Raw genomic sequence first — 17,639 nt, forward strand, 5'->3', positions numbered from 1 at the left:
ATTACCTCACCTTTTTCTATAGTTGCGGATTGCCAGAGGCACCCGAGTCATCGATAGAAATCGTTGGTACTGTTAGGTTTTCCAAGAACTTTTCTTTGCTCAATCCTTCAAATCGTGATTCATCCGATGGTGTGTTACGAATGGGTTGGCCTGCCCATACTTTTTGGAACTCAGCTTCTTTAACCACTTGCTCACCATTTACGATGACATAAGAAATACCGGTTGTTGGATTGCCTTGTTCTTTGGCTTTGTAAGTCGCATTATCGGTTACGTTTTCTGGGTCGAAAATGGTGATATCAGCAACCATGCCTTCTTGCATACGACCACGAACTTTCATTGATTCAACACCCGCATCACCTAGATGCTTTGCTGCCCAGTAAGACGTTTGAGCAAGTGTGAATAACAATGGTACGCCTTCTTCACGTGCCATACGTAATACTTTGCCTCGAGTACCCGCAGTTCGAGGGTGACCTTGATATTCTGTTGGATCGGCATCCCAAGAATCAGTACCTAAACCTGAATAGATAGAATCTGCTGCAACGGTCATGTTTGGAATTTGTAGCCAGTATTTCATCCAATCTTTACGTGCAGGGCTAAACAGAACCACCAAGTGACCCGGATCTTCAGCGGCAATGACCAGATACTCTTCTTTGGTCAGAAATTTATCGCGTGTTGGGTCGTACATCATTTCTTCATACTTCGCGTTGTACATCCCTTCCACAGACTCTGGTACAAGGAAAGATGAACCAATCGCAGTGGATGCTGCATCATACGGGTAGTATTCAGACCACATCACTAAGCCTTTTTCTCGTGCAAGCTTTAGCTTTTCTTCCACTTCCCACCAACCGAAGTCGTTGTTGTGGTGCATCAAAAATGGTAAGTCGAGAAGCATCGCATTGGTAAAGATTTCGTCAAAACCTAACTGTGCTTCTGGATTTGAAGGGTTAGCGTGAAAACGTGTATGTGATGATACAAATCGGTCCCAGTTTGCTGCGACTTTCATGGACTCGTACATCTCAAATGCCGTCAAACCATCTTTCATATAAGCGGTTGTTGAAGCTAGGTTCAATGCACCTTCTGCAAAGCCTTGATCAAGAACAGAAAGGATTTGGTTCATCTGCTCGATGTCAGCTTTTGTCTCAGACCAGCCGCTCACACCGTCTTTAGCCGCTTCTGTTCGAAGCGAGCCAAGAATCGTAGTTGCATCATGTGGGCCTGTAATTTTCACTTCAGGATCTAGGATTTGAAGACGAGCTCCTTCGTGGCTGACACCAGTACCGTAGTTCAGTGGCCATTTACCCGCTTTTTCTTCATACCACTCACCGACGCGAATCGCACCGACTTCCAGATCCATACCCGTTGTTACACCATCTAGGGCTGCAAGCTTGATAGATAAACCATCTAGCGAGTGAAAGTGGGTATCAATGAAACCTGGGGCAACCACTTGATTTGTTGCATCGATTGTCTCGTCACCGTCGAGTTTTTCTGCCGTAATTTTGATGATTTGACCATCTTTGATCCCGACGTTTAATACAGCATCCAGCATGCTTTCAGGGTCCATCACTCGTCCATTCTCGATAACTAGGTCGTAATCCGCGGCAAAAGCTCCTGACGCTCCTAGGCACAATGCGATACTAACAAGTCCGCTTATGCGGCCTTTCTTGAATGATTTTTTCATGATTTCTCTCTTTGTTGCTGGAAAGGTTAAAAGTGTTTACCTATTTCAGCTGAAATTAATTGTCGTACTGCCGTTTGTATTTCTGGCTTACCTTTGGAAGCTGAGATAATTCTAGCCCAATTTTTATATAACAAAATTTCAGTTTGTCTGATCTGATCCTACAAATTAAAAGCCCTGAGTTAATAATGAGAGTCTTGGTGTTGGTCTTCGAAAGTGGTTTCCCATTATTTAGACGGAATGGATATCGTTGAGGCATAGAACCAATATATGAATATCAGCACGATGGTTATCGGTTTGATGGTGGTTCAGGCTTTCGAGTGGCGCCGCTTTACTTCACCCATTTATTGAATTCGTCACGTATCTCACCTTTACTTTACTCTTGTGAGCAAGCCATCGCTTCAGTCATCAAATGATAAAAAAGATAAAGGTGAACGAACTATGAAGAATCCAGTGATAGCGGATACCAAGCCAATCAAAGTGGAGCTAACTGAAGGGGAAGAGTATTACTTCTGTACCTGTGGTAAATCGAAAAACCAGCCGTATTGCGACGGCTCTCATGCAGGTACCGGCTTTAAACCGAAGAGTTTTGTGGCCGAAGAAAATGGCGACGCCTATCTGTGTCGCTGTAAGTATTCCAACAACCTACCTTTTTGCGATGGCACTCATAAACAGTTTACGGCGGAACAGGTGGGGCAAGAAGGCCCAGAGGTTCACATCCAAGCGGCTGCGCCAGACTTGTCTCCTGCTGCGAGCGCAACCAAAGAAGAACCCACGGTCGAGTTTATCCATCAACTGGCGCGCGATGGTTTATCTAAGGTTGGGCATCATGGGCCCATGACCTCAATGGGTGTACCAAGATATCTATTGCCGCATTGGGATGATATTCAAGTGATGGTCGCGCAAATGGCCACCAAGCCTCTGTTAGAAAATGTGCCCGTTGGTACTGAACTGATTATTGGGCCCAAAGCGAAAAAGCCGCTCAAGTTGAACATCTCCTTGTTTGTGTCCGATATGAGTTTTGGCTCTTTGTCTGAAGAAGCGAAAGTCTCGTTGGCGACAGGCGCAGAACTAGCAGGGACGGGTATCTGCTCTGGAGAGGGCGGTATGTTACCCGAAGAGCAAGCCGCGAACTCACGTTACTTTTATGAACTGGCCAGTGCTCAGTTTGGTTACGATGAAGCTAAGCTTAAAAACGTTCAAGCCTTTCACTTTAAAGGCGGGCAGGGGGCTAAAACCGGAACCGGCGGTCATCTGCCGGGAGTTAAGAACATCGGTAAGATTGCAGAGGTACGCGGCATTGAAGCGGGTACGGCTGCGATTTCTCCACCAACCTTTGTTGATCTAAAAACCGTTGAGGATTTCAAAAAGTTCGCCGACAGAGTTCGAGAAGTGACGGGCGGAATCCCGATAGGCTTCAAGTTGAGTGCCAATCACATTGAAGAAGACATTCAGTTTGCACTCGATGCCAGTGCTGATTACATCATCTTAGATGGGCGTGGCGGTGGTACAGGCGCTGCGCCTGAAATGTTCCGAGACCATATCAGTGTTCCCACCATTCCAGCACTTGCTCGTGCCAGAGCTTATTTAGACAAGCAAGGTGTCAGTGACAGAGTCACCTTAATCATTACTGGCGGACTTCGTGTTCCGATGGACTTTGTAAAAGCGATGGCGCTTGGCGCTGATGGTGTCGCCATCTCGAACAGCGCCATGCAGTCGATTGGTTGTGTGGCGGCGAGAATGTGTAATACCAACAATTGCCCAGCGGGCATCGCGACTCAAAAAACCGATTTACGCCAACGCTTGAATGTCGAGAAAGCGTCGAATCAATTGAAGAACTTCTTCGAAGCCTCGACAGAATTAATGCAAGTGATGGCGAGAGCGTGCGGGCATGATCATTTAAATCAGTTTAACCCGCACGATTTAGCGACATGGAATCGTGAAATGGCAGAGTTGTCAGGCGTTACTTATTCGGGCGTGAGCCCATTAAATCAATCTAAGTAAATAACACTTCAATAAAGCACACCCACTGCATTTTTGGGTGTGCTTATTCTTGCCATGCAATACCAATCCATATTCCACCTGCTGTAATGCACTGCTTTATAGCGTTTTAAAATTATTTCCTATTTCTTGAAAATATCACTTTACCTCAAGTTAACTTGAGGTTTTATCATCCTGCTTAATCTAAAAACACAGACAATCGCCTGATGGTTGCATAGACCAACAAGTGACGAATTGCAAGTGAGATAAATTAAGCAGGTTAGGGTATGGAACAGAATCAAGTGACTGAATATTTTGCACGAATAGGCTTATCTGAAACGAGTGACATTACGATCGAAAGTCTCAAAGCTATTCATAAGCATCAACACAGAAGTATCCCATTCGAAAACTTCGATGTGATCAATGGACAAGCGATTCAACTATCTCCGGAAGCGCTTTACCAAAAGCTGGTGGTGAATCAGCGAGGTGGTTATTGCCAAGAGCTTAATGGACTGCTGTTGAATGTGTTAACCCACTTGGGCTTTGAAGCCAGAAGCCTACTTGGCCGTGTTCACCTAGCAGGTGAGCCGACAGGGCGCAGCCATCGAGTAACGTTAGTGACACTCAATGGTCAGCAATGGCTGGTGGATGCGGGCTTTGGCACCTTTACACCTCGAGCTCCTTTGCTGCTAGAAACCGGTCTTGAGCAGTCTAATGATTTACAGACTTTCCGTTTCATTGAAGACGAATTATACGGCTTGCTATTGCAAATCAAGCAGGGTGAAGAGTGGATGAAGGTATACAGCCTAGACATGACTCACGTATGTGCGAACGATTTAGAATCGAGCAACTTTTTTACATCTAACAGCCCGAAATCGATTTTTACATCGAACTGTATTGCGGCGCTGCCAATTGAAGATGGGATTGTCACGCTACTTAACCAGAAAATTAAAATTAGCAAAAACGGCTCAACAGAAGAGTGGTTGCTTGAAGACGAACCCGCTTATTTTGCTGCATTACAAACGTACTTTGGCTTAACCCTAAAGGTACCTTTCCCAGCTTTAGAGAAATGTTTCTAACCGATTTAAAGGATCAACAATGAAAGTATTAGCCATTGGCGCCACCAACAGTAAGACATCGATTAACCAACAATTAGCGGCTTATACCGCAAGCCTTGCGAACAACGCGCAAGTTGAAGTGCTTGATCTTAATGATTTTGAAATGCCGATTTACAGTGAAGACAGAGAAAAAGCGTCGGGTATTCACCAGCACGCGCAGCGCTTTTTTAGCAAGATTGGCGAAGCTGACGCTGTGGTCATTTCGTTTGCAGAATACAACGGTTCTTATACCGCGGCTTTTAAGAATGTGTTCGACTGGGCATCTCGAATTGATATGAAGGTTTACCAAGGCAAGCCTGTCGTTATGTTGGCCGCATCACCGGGCCCAGGCGGCGCAACATCGGTGCTATCTTCTGCTGTAAACTCCGCGCCATATTTTGCTGCGGACATCAAAGGCACACTGTCTGTGCCGAGTTTTTACGACAATTTTGATGTAGAGATAGGGGAAGTGACCAACGCTGAAATGTTAGAGAACCTTAAATCGATCATGAGTAAGCTTTGAACCTTAAATACTAAGCCTCAGGTGTTCAGTTATTAAGGTTGAGTCTTAGGTTGTAAGCTCGTGATTAATTAAGCACAGAAACGGCCACCCTCAGGTGACCGTTTTTTGTATGGTGACTATATGGCTGATTATTTAGATAGCTCAGTTGCAGTATCGGCGAAGATACCTGGCATATCTTTAGCTTCACGCTCTGTTTGTCCGCCATGTTTTAGAAACGCGCCAATGATTGCCGCTGTTTTTTGCTCTTTTGCACGCTCTAAGAAGTAACGAAGCTCTAGCTCTGCGCCCGCTTGTTCGTCTTTGATTGAAGCCGCGATGATCTCTTTGTACATCACGATGTCACGTACTTCTAACTGGCTGATCACACCTAACGTTGTTGCTAAGAAATCGTTTAGGTCGGCCTTCGGTACGAACTGCGTGATGATGTTACGGCTCTCTGCTTGTTGAGCAGTAAAATCGTTGCCGAGTAACAATGCTTGTAGCGCTTTGTTTTTACCCATGCGTCTTGCAAATTGCACTGCGCCTTGGCCACCCGTTGGGATGTTTACATGAATTTCTGGTTGTGCGAACGCTGAGTTTTCAGTGCCATAAGCTAGGTCACACGCCATCACAAATTCATTACCGCCCCCACGAGCCACACCATCAACCACTGCAACAGACACTTGCTTCATTGATTTGATGTTCTCAATCATGTGATTGAATTCAATCGAACCCGCTTGTCCACCTTGCGTACCGTTGATCACATTGAGATCTAAGTGAGCCAAAAAGAAGCTTTCATTCAATGATTTAAATACAACAACCTTGGTATCACGATCATCTTTCAATGAAATAACGAATGCGTTGATCTCATTGATCAAATCGAAAGTCAGTACGTTCACTGGTGGGTTGTTGATAGATACGGTTGCAATGCCATTTTGGTTAGTCACAGATAGTAGTGTCATGGGGTGTTCCTCTATTAGTTCGGGACTTAATGTTGTCTCCGTTTTGTGCAGCTACTATAGATTTGTAATAAGATGAGAAAAACAGGCAAATTGGCACAATATTGGTGCTTAAAATACAACAAAGGGCGTTATGGACATATCGAGTCGTTTATTATTGTTACTTGAAGTGGTCGAGCTTGGTTCGTTTGTCAAAGTGGCGGAGCAAAGAAACGTTGATCGCTCTGTTATCTCAAAGCAGATTAGCCGTCTTGAGGAAGAGCTCAATGTTCGGTTATTGAATCGAACAACCCGTTCGTTATCTCTGACTGCGGCTGGCAATGAGATGGTCAATCAAGCGCATCAACTTCGAGCATTGTTGAACAACACTCGACGCCTAGCGCAAAACTACCACGCAGAGCCTCGTGGCTTGCTGAGAATCACTAGCTCAACCATGTTTGGTCGACAGTATGTTCAGCAAGCGATTGCTGTATTTCAAAAACAATATCCAGACGTCGATTTCGAATTGAGACTTGAAGACCGAATCGTAGACATGGTTAAAGAAGGGTTTGATATCGGTTTTCGTATCGGTAAGCCAAAGAATTCGAGCCTGATCAGTCGTAAGATTGCTCGAAGTCGATTGCTGATTGTTGCTTCCCCAGAGTTCATTGCTGAGCATGGAGAGATCAACACCATCGAAAAGCTAGAGTCATTACCTGCGACCATCTATGCCGCACCGGGATTGCTGATCGACAAGTTTTCCTATGTTGACCAAGAGGGGCAAGCGCAGCATTTTCAGCTCAACGCGACCTATAAAGTGAATGATGTTGAGATGATTTCTAAGAGTGCTTTAACGGGCAGTACGCTCGCAGTAGTCACAGCGCAAATGATTGAAGATGAAGTAATCAGTGGCGAGTTGGTGCCTATCATGACTCATTTACACTTGGACGACTTTGGTACTTTCTATGCGGTGTATCCACATCGAGATGCTCCAATCAAAACCAAGCTTTTCATTGATATATTGAAAAACATTGTTGGTGAAGAGCAGCCTGTGTGGGAGCAAGGTATTCCCGGCTTTGACAGCATGTATGGTAATCGTCCAGCGAAGTCATAGACCAAAGGTTCAATCTGCGCTCTTGATAGATCGTCGTTTTCAATTAAGTCCAAAACTAAATTTGAACTCATACTTAAAGTTAAAGTGAACTCTATTATACTGGTCAGTATCAGGACGAAATGGCTATTTAAACAGGAAGTAAAACAACATGAGAAACATTGTATACCTCACCATTGGTCAGCTGTCAGAGCGAAGCGGTGTCGCTCCTTCAGCGCTGCGCTTTTATGAAACCAAGGGGTTGATTGCTTCGATTCGCACTAACGGAAATCAACGTCGTTATCAGTCGGCGATGCTGCGCCGAATCGCGCTAATACAAGTGGCGCAGTCGATAGGCTTCACGCTCGAAGAGATCACCGAAGAGTTGTCTACTTTACCAATGAACCAGACCGCGACTAAGCGAGATTGGGAGCGAGTCGCGAAGAAATGGCAGGGGCAACTGGACAGTAAGATGGCGCAGATTAAATCGCTACAAGAAAACCTAACTGGTTGTATCGGTTGTGGTTGTTTGAGTATGCAGAAATGCCAATTGCTGAACCCTGAAGATATTCTGCATGACCAAGGGCAGGGCGCACAACGCATTGTTGATTAGCCCTGAATCAAGGTTCCCTATCTGAGATCGTCGAATCCAATACACTCTATCTGATGGTCGTTTAGCCACTGCTTTAGTGCAGAGCTAGTGAGAAGTTGGTATTCCTCAACACGCTTGTCATGATAACCAGATAATGACTTAAGCTCATCAGTGACAGAAAGCGATGGGTGACACATCAATTCGACAACCCCTTTCGGCATTACGGTTTGATAGCTCAGCAGTAAATCTTGTAAACGAGCAAGTGATACGCCGTCATCGAAAAATCGCATATCAAAAGCGTCGGGTGTGGCGACTTTTAGTGAATCTTGGCCACTCAAGATGTTATCGATTCGTCTGACCGGAAGACCAATCTGATTGACGGTGCGAGTAAACGCCGCTTTGAGTGGTTTAAATACACCACCAAAGTGATGGCTATCGATGTGGTTGATCGTTAATCCTGCGTTGATGGCCGATTGATATTGAGCGTTGAGCTCAAGTGTCACTTGCTCTTCGACGACATCGCCTTTATCGAACAGAGTGACGTTGTTTAAGAAGTTGCCTTGAGCATCCACCAAGCTAGGAACAAGCTCAGGTGGCGTCAGGGGTTTTCCTGCAGTAACGGTAAAGTGCAAACCAACCTCAGGGACTTTCCCTTGGTGATAAAGCTCCACAGCGTGTTGTGTGCCCGGCTGATTCATCATGATAGTGGTCGACTTGACCATTCCTGCTTGTAAGCAGTCGACGATGCCGTGGTTAACACTTTCTGTGAGCCCGAAATCATCGGCATTTAAGATCAGTTTCATCGCTAGCCTTCTTATTACTTAGTTTCTATGCGTTATTCATCAGTGCGGCAAAGGTTGGTTGTCTTGTGCTCAATGTCAGTTGATTTTCTATCTAATTGCAGGTCAATCTAGCTTCAATCGGTGAGCAAAGGCTGGCATGAAGTCTAAGTTTTCACGGATGGTTTCTTGTAATGCTTCATCGATGTGCGAGCCACTGTCGACAATAGGGTTGAGAATCAATGCGCGCTTGGCAATGGCGATATCGCCCGTCATTGCGGCTTTCACGGTGAGTGTTTCAAACTCTTTCATTTGCTGGATGAGGCGTAGAGTATCGCTATCAAAAGGTTCGACATTCAATGGCAGGATCTCACTGCTGGTGATCACCGAACTCACTTCAACTGCGCAGTCGTCAGGAAGGCCTTGAATCGCACCGTTATTACGAGTGTTGACGTGCATGATAGAACGTTTGTTGTTGTGAATACTGCTCATTAGCTCACAAGCTGCTTCAGAGTAGTACGCACCACCTCGCTCTTCTAACAACTGAGGCTTGGTGTCTAACATCGGGTCTTGATAGATCGCTAACAGTTGTTCTTCTACCTTAGCGACAAGGTCTGCTCGGTTGGTACTGTTCTCTGAAGCTGCGAACTCTTTGTCGAGAATATCTCGTGATTGGTAGTAGTAGCGTAGGTAGGCACATGGCACGAGGTTCAATGATCGAATCAGCTCGCCATCCCATTCAAAGGGAGGAATGTTTTTCGGCATCATTTGGTCGTTACCACCGAGTAACTGATCAATCACCTCACCGAGTTTGTCTTTGCCTTCATGAAGCACTTTTCTCGCCCACACTAAATGATTTAAGCCAGCAATTTGCATAGTAATGTCGGCACGTTCTGCACCTAACATTTCAGCCGCGCCACGTTCCATGTTGACGGGCACATTGCATAGGCCAACCGTCTTGATGGTTGAGTGTTTAATCAAGGCTTCGGTCACCATGCCTGACGGGTTGGTGAAGTTGAGAAGCCAAGCGTCTGGGCAGAGTGTTTCCATCTCTTTGGCAATTTCTAGCGCAATTGGGATAGTGCGACAGGCATTTGAGAAACCACCTAAGCCATTCGTTTCTTGGCCAATCATGCGGTATTTCAATGCGATTCGCTCATCTCGCAGCCTTGCTTCCAAACGACCTGCTCGAAACTGTGAGCATACGAAATCAGCGTCGATTAGGGCAGATTGTCTATCTGTAGTGAGGTGAACAGCGATGTCGCAGTTGGCTTTTTTGATCATACGCTTGGTTAAATCCGCAATCACTTTTGCCTTGTCCATCCCTTCTTCGATATCGACTAACCATAAGTCAGAGATCGGCAGTTCGTGATGACGATTAAGGAGACCTTCAATGAGTTCCGGGGTGTAACTTGAGCCACCACCAATTACGACAACTTTGAGTTTTTGATTCTGTTTCATGTTGCTCACCATTTATTTTGTAGATTACGTGGTTTAATCTATACGATGGTTACGCACACCATCAAACCAGTAATGATGAGATATGAATTAATGAGGTTAATCCATGGGGTTGTTCGAAAATCGCCAACAAACGCTGTCGCTGCTGCATACCTTTAGTGTTGCAGCCAAACATTTGAGTTTCACGCAGGCGGCTGATGAACTCTGTTTGACTCAAGGGGCAGTGAGCCATCGCATTAAAAAGTTAGAGCAACAGCTGAAGTTCAACTTGTTCATTCGTAAAACTCGTAAGCTCGAATTAACGCCCGAGGGACAGCGTGTGTTGTCGATGCTCAACATCTCGTTTGAGTCGATATTCTCGGAGCTAACGGACATCAAAACCGGAGAGCTGAGCGGCGAATTGTATATCGCTACGTCGCCTTATTTCGCGTCTTCTTGGCTGATGCCACGCCTGCCAGGATTTAGAAAACTCTATCCAAATTTAAGCATCAAATTACAAACCAAACAGAACCAATCTGATTTCCAGTTTGAACCTTATGACGTGGCAATTTTCTATAGCGAAGGTCACTATCCGAATCACTATAGTGAGCGGTTATTTACAGGCGTGAGAACACCGGTTTGTAGCCCTGAATATGCGCAAAAACTCAATCTTGAAAAGGGTGTTGATCGTTTAGAACAAGCGCGCTTTATACACAGTGGTGATATCACCGCATGGCAACGTTGGTTGGAAGAAGCACAAGGCGATGTTGACTGTACTTTGCAGTGTGATTATTACAGCGATAATCGCTTGGCAATGGATGCTGCAATATTGTCGATGGGAGTAGCTTTGGGGCGCCTAGAGTTCATGCAACCACAGATTGACCAAGGACTGTTGGTCGCACCATTTATGAGTATCGAATCAGGAAAGGGGTATGATTTGGTGTGCCCGAAAGGGATGGACCAGCGAACCAAGTTCCAAGTGTTCGCTCAATGGATCAAGCAACAGTTATGACGAAATCTCACGGCTAGACAAAACAAAGTAGAAGGTCTAGTTTAGGTGGTTCTTTCAATAAAAGAAGAGGTTAGTTATGTTCAGCCATGTTTTTCTCGGTACCGAAGATATTGAACGCGCGAAGTCTTTCTATGATCCAATTATGAAGGTGCTTGGTTACAACGAAGGCTCCGTTGATCCAAAAGGACGCTGTGTTTACGTTAGCCAAACGGGTGTATTAGGTTTAACCAAACCGATTGATGGTCAGCCAGCAACGCACGGCAATGGCATGACGGTGGGTTTTCTAGCGTCTTCACCTGAAGTTGTGGATGAGTGGCACCGTGTTGGCGTAGAAAATGGCGGCACAAGTATTGAAAACGGCCCCGGTGCGAGAGGCTCTGACGAACGTCGTCTTTACATGGCCTATTTGCGAGATCCTGATGGAAACAAGATCTGTGCAACTCACTTTATGCCATAGTGGCGTATAATTAGATCGTATTGATTGTTCAGAGTTTGTGAATCACGGCTCTGAACTTGTAAGTTTTCCTGAAGACTCACAAATATTGCAAAGGATCTGTCAGATGTCACCAAACGAACTGTTTTATGAGAGCTTTGAGCGCTGCAGGATCGACCAAGAATTTTTAGAAACCTTCTTGGCTGATTTTTGTGAGCATAACCCTAGGTTTTCAGAACGATTTGAAAGCATTGGATTAGAGCAACAAACCAAGATGCTCAAAGCTTCTATTATCCTAATCTATAACTCGTCAGGTTTATCAAGCGTGAGAAACTCGGTTAAGAGGCTAGGCAAAAGGCACAAAGATTTGGGGATGGATATCTCAGAACAAGAGCTAAATGAGTGGTTTAATTCGTTGCTCAACACCGTTAAAAAGTACGACCCGCATTACAACGAGCAAGTTGAGCAAGCGTGGGCAGAAACGCTTGATGCTGGCCTCAAGATCATGAAACAAGAATGTGTTGTGCCACACCCTGTGAATCAATAAGTAAGTCACCAGCAGCTTTTCTTGAAAGGTAGACTTCATTTGAAAGGTAAGCCATGAATCCGGCTTACCTAAATTTCTAATATCCTGACTCTCTAATCAAAAATGAGCTGCCCAACCCACCAAGAAGCCTTGTGTGGCAGTATCGTATTCAAAAGTGCCTTTATTTTCGTAATCAACCCAAGTGGATTTGTAAGCGAGATTTAAATCTGACCAGTCGTTAATTTGATAACGAACTCCTGTTAGCAAAGAACTGGTAAAGTCAGTGTCGCTGCCAAGCCCCATGTCTAGGCTGGTATGTACTGTCCAACTTTTGTTGAGTTCTTTGGTCCATCGAACACCTACAAGATAATCGATCCAATCTTCATTGAGTGATTTACGTAAATCCACATTTCCTTTGGAACCATAGAGCCTTGTATCAATATCGTTGTCCCACCAACGTATCCCCACCATATAATCAATCATCCCGATATCATATTGATAGCGTTTGAAGCCCTTAGCCTCTAAAACGCCTTGTCTTATATCGACATTGCCTTTCAAAATGTTTTTGTTTATGTCTAGTACAGAATCTGTTTTCCCACTTAATTTCATGTAACTGTAATCAAGGTAGTAACCCCATTGATTGTCATAAATTCCTTCCAGGCGAAGCATGGCCCCCATGTCGATATGATCCATGATGAATGCAGGATCAACGTCTACATCTGTTGAGATTCTACCGATCGTGCTGTTGCCTCGAATATTCAAAGCCTGAGCATAGATTTCAATACTGTGTTGCCATTTTTTTGTACTTGTTTCAGAGCTCGCTTCCTGAGCATTAACGGTTGAGCTGACCACTAACATTGATGCGATTAAGTAACGCCACTTAGCCATATTGATATCCCTATATTCGATTTGAAATAGCACGATTATGAATGCCTGTTCTAACTATCCACTTTCCACATATGCAACTTGTATATCCCTGATTGTAGACTATGTTTTTTTTAAAGAGCCAAATTTTGAGAGAAGGGTATGAAGCCACAAAGTATTTTCTTGTTAGTCGCGGTTGTGGGCTTAACACCCATCGCTCTGTCTTACGGTTATGCACCGGTTATTTCTCTGAACTACCTATTTGAAATCGACGCGAGTCCGATCAACGTGACTCATATCTTTCGCGCTGTGATGGGGTTGTACTTGGCACTGGCGTTATTTTGGGTGCTTGGCGCACTGTTCAAAAAGTATCGACTACCAGCGCTCTATAGCTTGGTGGTTTTCATGTTGGGTTTGGCTGCTGGCCGAGTCATTAGCTTGGTATTAGATGGCATGCCTCATTGGCTACTTTTCGTCTATCTAGTCTTGGAGTTGGGCTTCGGTTTAGTCGGTTTAAAAATGATTCATAAAGAGCAATCTGAAACAGTATAAGGACATTGTATGAAAAGGATTTTCCATCTTCTTATCCTGAGTGTGTTGAGTAGCTTTTCGCTATCGGCATGGTCAGCTCAAGAGCAGCCAAATATCTTTGTTATCTTTACCGATGATGTCGGTATTTCGAACCTGAGTGCCTATCATAACGGTGTGATGAGCAGCGAAACGCCGAACATCGACAGCATTGCCGAAAAGGGCATGTTACTCACCGATTATTACGCTCAACCTTCATGTACAGCAGGTCGTTCTGCATTCTTAACTGGGCAGTTACCGGTGCGAACAGGGATGCACTCTGTTGGGCTACCAGGTGGCCCTGTAGGTTTAAGCGCAGATACCCCAACGCTTCCTGAAATGCTCAAGAGTATGGGTTACATGACTGGGCAGTTTGGTAAAAACCACCTAGGCGACCGAGATGAATTCTTACCGACAATGCATGGTTTTGATGAGTATTGGGGCTGGTTGTATCACTTGAATGCGATGGAATACACCGAAGATCCAGATTGGCCTAAAGATGGATCGTTAGATGCCTTTGCGCCTCGTAACGTGATCTACGCAAAATCGGACGGTAAGGGCGGTCAAACCATTGAAGATGATGGTGCACTGTCGATTGAACGTATGCGTACACTGGATGACGAAGTTAACAAACACACGATTAACTTCATTGAAAGAGCGGTTGAAGCGGATAAGCCATTCTTTACTTGGTATTGCCCATCACGAGGTCACGTATGGACGCATCTTTCTGAAGAGTATGAAGCCATGCTTGGTCAGAATGGTTGGGGACTGCAAGAAGTGGTGATGAAAGATCTTGATGATCATGTCGGAGAAATGCTCGCCAAAATGGAAGAGCTCGGCATTGCAGACAACACCATCATCATTTTCACGGCCGATAATGGTCCTGAAATCATGACATGGCCAGATGGCGGTATGACCCCATTCCACGGTGAAAAAGGGACAACATGGGAAGGTGGCGTTCGTGCACCAGCACTGGTTAGCTGGCCGGGCAAAATCCCAGCGGGCAGCGTTGGCAATGGCATCTTTGACGGCATGGACTGGTTACCAACGCTGATTGCAGCGGCGGGTGGCCCTACAGATCTAAAAGAGAAAATGCTGAAAGGTCACGATGGCTTTAAAGCGCACTTAGATGGTTACAACCAAGTCGATATGTTGACGGAAAAAGGTGAGTCGAATCGTAAAGAAATTTACTACTACGAACGAGACAAGCTACAAGCAGTTCGAGTGGGAGATTGGAAAGCGCACTTCGTGGTACAGAATCACGGTTGGAGTGGTCCGAAAGAAGAACTCAATGCTCCGTTACTGTTCAACTTACGTCGTGACCCATACGAGCGAGCAGCTGAAGAATCAGGTATGTACTTGAAGTGGATGGGGCAGAAAATGTGGGCGTTTGGTCCTGCTCAAGCCGCTATTCAGCAACACTTAGCAACCTTCGAAGAGTGGCCTCCCGTTACGCCTGAATCTCCGGCAGAGAAAACCGGCGGTGTAGGTAACTAGTTAAATATCATAAAAAATCCCGCTCACACTGAGCGGGATTTTTATTGGAATGCGTCTTAATGCTGGTTCTATTTCAGCGTGGTGTTTCGTTCAATGAACTTCACTGGCACCATCAACTTAACCAAGCTCGTGTCTTGCTCTTGAATTTGACTAACCACAATTTTCACAGACTCACGTGCAAGGCGTCTGAAATCTTGCTTGAAGGTCGTGAGTTGATAGTTCAACCACTGAGTCTGCGGGATATCATCAAAACCGACTACTTGCAGATCTTCTGGAATACGCAGGTTGAACTCTAAGCGCGCCACATCCATCACTGCCATTGCTAGGTTATCTGTCGCACAGAAAATCGCTTGCGGGTGTGTGGGTTCTGAAAATAGGGCGCGAATAGTATCCAGTGAATCAAGGTAGTCATAATCAGCTTCAATAACACGAGCTTGTTTGCCCGTTAGGTCTTCGAATTCTGAGCAAAAGCCTGCCTCGCGTTCGCCGTTGGTGTAGGTCGGTACGTTACCGGTCAGGTAAACCGCTGATTTCGTTCCCACGCTATGAAAATGTTGAGCGGCAACTTGGCCTGCGGCGTAGTTGTCGCTCACCACATGGCTACTCTTAGTCCCTTCAACAACACGTGCGAACTGGACGATAGGGATGTCGAACTCTTCACACTCTTCATAAAGCGACTTATTGAATGTCGCAGAAGCCGCAATCACGCCATCAACTCGGTATTGGAAGATATTAGGAATAGAGTGGTTGTCGTTTCCATCAACTTGCCAAGGAATCAATACCGCAGAGTAACCCTGTTTTTGTAGCTCAGTGGAGATAAGCTGTAGGGTTTTCATATGGATAGGGTAGTCAGCGTCAGGAAAAACTAGGCCAATCAATTTGGATTCATTTGTCGTCAGACTACGGGCAAAGGCGTTGGGGCGATAATTCAACGATTTTGCTGCATCGAACACTTTCTGCTTGGTCTTTTCAGACACCGAACTGCCCGGTACAAATACGCGAGATACCGTTGATTGAGAAACGCCAGCCAGCTTAGCGACATCTTTAGAGGTGACGGTTTGCTTTGACGCCATGGAGTGTTTTGGAGAGCTCATAGACCATACTTTTGAACCAAATTAACTGCGCACAGGATACCATAATTAGGTACGTACTCATAAAGCAATAACAAGGAATGATATGAAAAATAAGGAATAATGACTGTTTTGAATTTGATGTTGGGTATAACCCATTCTCTGTATTGGTAAAAAAGTATGATTACAGAGACAGTGACTAAAAAGCTCTGCGTGAGAGCAGAGCTTTAGATTACAAGTTTACCCACAAATGGAGTGACATGTTGCTAAGCCGCTAAGCCATAAGTCACTAGCCATTAGAAGTAGTAACGAATACCGGCCGCGAACTGATCATCGTTGTTTTCGTATTTCACACCATTGTATGAATCTTTACCGTTGTCGAATTGGTACTCCGTCCATACTAAGAACTTGTTCTTCTTAAAGTGGTACTCAAGGCCAGGGATAATAAGCTGACGCTCATAGCCATTTGCGTTGTCGTCTGTATCCGTTAAATAGTTAACGTTAAAGGTTGGACGTAGACCATTTTCAAAGTGGTAGTAGGTGAAGAATTCAGCACCACGGTGGTCGTAGAATTCAGATTGGCTGGTGGTCTCCCAGTTTGAACCTTGGCTGTAGGTGAAACCAACAAATAGCCCATCATTAGTGTAGTTCACACCTAATAAACCTATGCGTTGTGTGTCGCCATCTTTGATGTTTTGAACTGTGCTATCCACATCATCAAACTCATTCTGATGGTACGCTAAACCAATCGTTAGGCCATCCATAATGGTGTACAGCGTTGAAGCACCGATACCGTTTTTCAGCGTAACAGTATCTGAATTCGTTTGGTTGAATCTTGTTGATACAGCGACATCTTCACGAGTTGTTTGGTAAGTGAAGCCGTATTTCCAGTTGTCGTTAATGTTGTTGCGGTAAGTTATCGAGTTTTCAGCACGGCCTGTGCCTGATGAAATACCCCAGTCAGATAGGTTGTAGTAACCAGAACCACGTGAACCAAACACACGACCCATATCGGTAAACCAAGCCACATCGTAGAAGGTAGACCACTGCTTAGTACCTGCTGCGATCTTGCCGTATTTCTCGTGCTCTACGCCAGCGTATAGAAGTCGGTCGTAAATATTGTCGCCGTTAGCACCTGAGTTGTAACCCCATTCGGCATGGCCAAAGCCAGTCCAACCGTTATCTAGTCCCATTTGACCTTTAAGGCCGAAACGAGAACTACCACTGTTCCATTCGCCGTTATGGTCGCCGCCTTTGTCTTGGTAACGAACGTCAAAACGACCGTCTAAAGTAAGGCTATCGCCCGCGTCATTGGTAAAAGTGTGTGCAGCAAAAGCTGAACTTGATGTAAGTGCCGTCAGGATCACTGCAGAAAGTATCGACTTGTTCATTGTTGTTCTCTTTATTCAGGCCGTAGAAAGCCACCGTGCTTTCAAGCCCGTTATTAGTATTGGTTTGGCAGGATGTACCCCATCCATGAGGCACTATTTGATTCAATTATTGGTGGAGCAATATTGATCGGTGAAGCATTGATTCTTTAGTGGATCATTGATTAGTTGGTGGATCACTTGCTAGGCGCG

General features: G+C 45.1%; 17 protein-coding genes. 10 read left to right on the forward strand and 7 right to left on the reverse strand.

Annotated features, from left to right (window positions below):
• Positions 1-16: 16 nt before the first annotated feature.
• The gene (locus tag AC3CKG_RS04675; protein ID WP_065112092.1) at positions 17-1,678 is read right to left on the reverse strand and encodes an amidohydrolase family protein; all 1,662 of its coding nucleotides are present in this window, start codon (positions 1,676-1,678) and stop codon (positions 17-19) included.
• Between the two features lie 438 nt (positions 1,679-2,116).
• Between AC3CKG_RS04675 and AC3CKG_RS04680 the strand changes: the two genes are divergently transcribed.
• The 3 genes from AC3CKG_RS04680 (at position 2,117) to AC3CKG_RS04690 (ending at position 5,275) form a co-directional block, all read left to right on the forward strand.
• Positions 2,117-3,679, forward strand: a complete 1,563-nt coding sequence (locus tag AC3CKG_RS04680) for a glutamate synthase-related protein (RefSeq protein ID WP_488528882.1) — start codon at positions 2,117-2,119, stop codon at positions 3,677-3,679.
• A 263-nt stretch (positions 3,680-3,942) separates the two neighbouring features.
• Positions 3,943-4,734, forward strand: a complete 792-nt coding sequence (locus tag AC3CKG_RS04685; RefSeq protein ID WP_065112094.1) for an arylamine N-acetyltransferase family protein — start codon at positions 3,943-3,945, stop codon at positions 4,732-4,734.
• Between the two features lie 19 nt (positions 4,735-4,753).
• Positions 4,754-5,275: an NADPH-dependent FMN reductase gene (locus AC3CKG_RS04690; RefSeq protein ID WP_104210477.1), complete on the forward strand. Its 522-nt coding sequence runs from the start codon at positions 4,754-4,756 to the stop codon at positions 5,273-5,275.
• 128 nt (positions 5,276-5,403) lie between these two features.
• Here the strand turns inward: AC3CKG_RS04690 and AC3CKG_RS04695 are convergent, their stop codons facing one another.
• Positions 5,404-6,216 carry an enoyl-CoA hydratase/isomerase family protein gene (locus AC3CKG_RS04695; protein WP_488528883.1) on the reverse strand — a complete coding sequence of 271 codons (813 nt, stop codon included), beginning with the start codon at positions 6,214-6,216 and terminating at the stop codon, positions 5,404-5,406.
• A gap of 130 nt (positions 6,217-6,346) precedes the next feature.
• On the opposite strand from AC3CKG_RS04695, the gene AC3CKG_RS04700 reads away from it, so the two are divergent.
• Together AC3CKG_RS04700 and soxR are read left to right on the forward strand one after the other, a co-directional pair.
• On the forward strand, positions 6,347-7,306 hold the full coding sequence (locus tag AC3CKG_RS04700; protein WP_488528884.1) for a LysR family transcriptional regulator: 960 nt from the start codon (positions 6,347-6,349) through the stop codon (positions 7,304-7,306).
• 148 nt (positions 7,307-7,454) lie between these two features.
• The gene (soxR, locus tag AC3CKG_RS04705; RefSeq protein ID WP_076671263.1) at positions 7,455-7,895 is read left to right on the forward strand and encodes a redox-sensitive transcriptional activator SoxR; all 441 of its coding nucleotides are present in this window, start codon (positions 7,455-7,457) and stop codon (positions 7,893-7,895) included.
• Positions 7,896-7,912: 17 nt separating this feature from the next.
• Here the strand turns inward: soxR and AC3CKG_RS04710 are convergent, their stop codons facing one another.
• Positions 7,913-8,677, reverse strand: coding sequence for a carbohydrate deacetylase (locus tag AC3CKG_RS04710; protein ID WP_488528885.1), 765 nt, complete (start codon positions 8,675-8,677; stop codon positions 7,913-7,915).
• A 102-nt stretch (positions 8,678-8,779) separates the two neighbouring features.
• Complete coding sequence (locus tag AC3CKG_RS04715) at positions 8,780-10,114, reverse strand: 6-phospho-beta-glucosidase (protein WP_102339566.1); 1,335 nt, start codon at positions 10,112-10,114, stop codon at positions 8,780-8,782.
• A gap of 103 nt (positions 10,115-10,217) precedes the next feature.
• Between AC3CKG_RS04715 and AC3CKG_RS04720 the strand changes: the two genes are divergently transcribed.
• The 3 genes from AC3CKG_RS04720 (at position 10,218) to AC3CKG_RS04730 (ending at position 12,082) form a co-directional block, all read left to right on the forward strand.
• Positions 10,218-11,102, forward strand: a complete 885-nt coding sequence (locus AC3CKG_RS04720; RefSeq protein ID WP_372200503.1) for a LysR substrate-binding domain-containing protein — start codon at positions 10,218-10,220, stop codon at positions 11,100-11,102.
• 76 nt (positions 11,103-11,178) lie between these two features.
• Positions 11,179-11,559, forward strand: coding sequence for a VOC family protein (locus AC3CKG_RS04725; protein WP_017105496.1), 381 nt, complete (start codon positions 11,179-11,181; stop codon positions 11,557-11,559).
• A 103-nt stretch (positions 11,560-11,662) separates the two neighbouring features.
• Complete coding sequence (locus tag AC3CKG_RS04730; RefSeq protein WP_029223433.1) at positions 11,663-12,082, forward strand: globin; 420 nt, start codon at positions 11,663-11,665, stop codon at positions 12,080-12,082.
• A 96-nt stretch (positions 12,083-12,178) separates the two neighbouring features.
• Here AC3CKG_RS04730 and AC3CKG_RS04735 read toward each other — a convergent pair whose 3' ends face one another.
• Positions 12,179-12,949 carry a hypothetical protein gene (locus AC3CKG_RS04735; protein ID WP_065103911.1) on the reverse strand — a complete coding sequence of 257 codons (771 nt, stop codon included), beginning with the start codon at positions 12,947-12,949 and terminating at the stop codon, positions 12,179-12,181.
• A 138-nt stretch (positions 12,950-13,087) separates the two neighbouring features.
• On the opposite strand from AC3CKG_RS04735, the gene AC3CKG_RS04740 reads away from it, so the two are divergent.
• Both AC3CKG_RS04740 and AC3CKG_RS04745 read left to right on the forward strand, forming a co-directional pair.
• Positions 13,088-13,477 (forward strand): DUF4345 domain-containing protein, encoded by a 390-nt coding sequence (locus AC3CKG_RS04740; RefSeq protein WP_065103910.1) that lies wholly within the window; start codon positions 13,088-13,090, stop codon positions 13,475-13,477.
• Positions 13,478-13,486: 9 nt separating this feature from the next.
• Complete coding sequence (locus AC3CKG_RS04745; protein ID WP_065112103.1) at positions 13,487-14,989, forward strand: arylsulfatase; 1,503 nt, start codon at positions 13,487-13,489, stop codon at positions 14,987-14,989.
• Positions 14,990-15,057: 68 nt separating this feature from the next.
• Here the strand turns inward: AC3CKG_RS04745 and AC3CKG_RS04750 are convergent, their stop codons facing one another.
• Entirely contained in the window at positions 15,058-16,083 is a 1,026-nt protein-coding gene (locus tag AC3CKG_RS04750; RefSeq protein WP_372226243.1) for a substrate-binding domain-containing protein, read from the reverse strand.
• 272 nt (positions 16,084-16,355) lie between these two features.
• Positions 16,356-17,450, reverse strand: a complete 1,095-nt coding sequence (locus AC3CKG_RS04755) for a porin (RefSeq protein WP_488528886.1) — start codon at positions 17,448-17,450, stop codon at positions 16,356-16,358.
• Positions 17,451-17,639 lie beyond the last annotated feature (189 nt).

The organism is Vibrio sp. QJM3NY_15 (genome assembly GCF_057785995.1).

What these genes read in the sequence shown, in the direction of transcription:
- AC3CKG_RS04675 (WP_065112092.1), bottom strand. Translation starts at nt 1,678, where the DNA reads ATGAAAAAATCATTCAAGAAAGGCCGCATAAGCGGACTTGTTAGTATC.
- AC3CKG_RS04680 (WP_488528882.1), top strand. Translation starts at nt 2,117, where the DNA reads ATGAAGAATCCAGTGATAGCGGATACCAAGCCAATCAAAGTGGAGCTA.
- AC3CKG_RS04685 (WP_065112094.1), top strand. Translation starts at nt 3,943, where the DNA reads ATGGAACAGAATCAAGTGACTGAATATTTTGCACGAATAGGCTTATCT.
- AC3CKG_RS04690 (WP_104210477.1), top strand. Translation starts at nt 4,754, where the DNA reads ATGAAAGTATTAGCCATTGGCGCCACCAACAGTAAGACATCGATTAAC.
- AC3CKG_RS04695 (WP_488528883.1), bottom strand. Translation starts at nt 6,216, where the DNA reads ATGACACTACTATCTGTGACTAACCAAAATGGCATTGCAACCGTATCT.
- AC3CKG_RS04700 (WP_488528884.1), top strand. Translation starts at nt 6,347, where the DNA reads ATGGACATATCGAGTCGTTTATTATTGTTACTTGAAGTGGTCGAGCTT.
- soxR (WP_076671263.1), top strand. Translation starts at nt 7,455, where the DNA reads ATGAGAAACATTGTATACCTCACCATTGGTCAGCTGTCAGAGCGAAGC.
- AC3CKG_RS04710 (WP_488528885.1), bottom strand. Translation starts at nt 8,677, where the DNA reads ATGAAACTGATCTTAAATGCCGATGATTTCGGGCTCACAGAAAGTGTT.
- AC3CKG_RS04715 (WP_102339566.1), bottom strand. Translation starts at nt 10,114, where the DNA reads ATGAAACAGAATCAAAAACTCAAAGTTGTCGTAATTGGTGGTGGCTCA.
- AC3CKG_RS04720 (WP_372200503.1), top strand. Translation starts at nt 10,218, where the DNA reads ATGGGGTTGTTCGAAAATCGCCAACAAACGCTGTCGCTGCTGCATACC.
- AC3CKG_RS04725 (WP_017105496.1), top strand. Translation starts at nt 11,179, where the DNA reads ATGTTCAGCCATGTTTTTCTCGGTACCGAAGATATTGAACGCGCGAAG.
- AC3CKG_RS04730 (WP_029223433.1), top strand. Translation starts at nt 11,663, where the DNA reads ATGTCACCAAACGAACTGTTTTATGAGAGCTTTGAGCGCTGCAGGATC.
- AC3CKG_RS04735 (WP_065103911.1), bottom strand. Translation starts at nt 12,949, where the DNA reads ATGGCTAAGTGGCGTTACTTAATCGCATCAATGTTAGTGGTCAGCTCA.
- AC3CKG_RS04740 (WP_065103910.1), top strand. Translation starts at nt 13,088, where the DNA reads ATGAAGCCACAAAGTATTTTCTTGTTAGTCGCGGTTGTGGGCTTAACA.
- AC3CKG_RS04745 (WP_065112103.1), top strand. Translation starts at nt 13,487, where the DNA reads ATGAAAAGGATTTTCCATCTTCTTATCCTGAGTGTGTTGAGTAGCTTT.
- AC3CKG_RS04750 (WP_372226243.1), bottom strand. Translation starts at nt 16,083, where the DNA reads ATGAGCTCTCCAAAACACTCCATGGCGTCAAAGCAAACCGTCACCTCT.
- AC3CKG_RS04755 (WP_488528886.1), bottom strand. Translation starts at nt 17,450, where the DNA reads ATGAACAAGTCGATACTTTCTGCAGTGATCCTGACGGCACTTACATCA.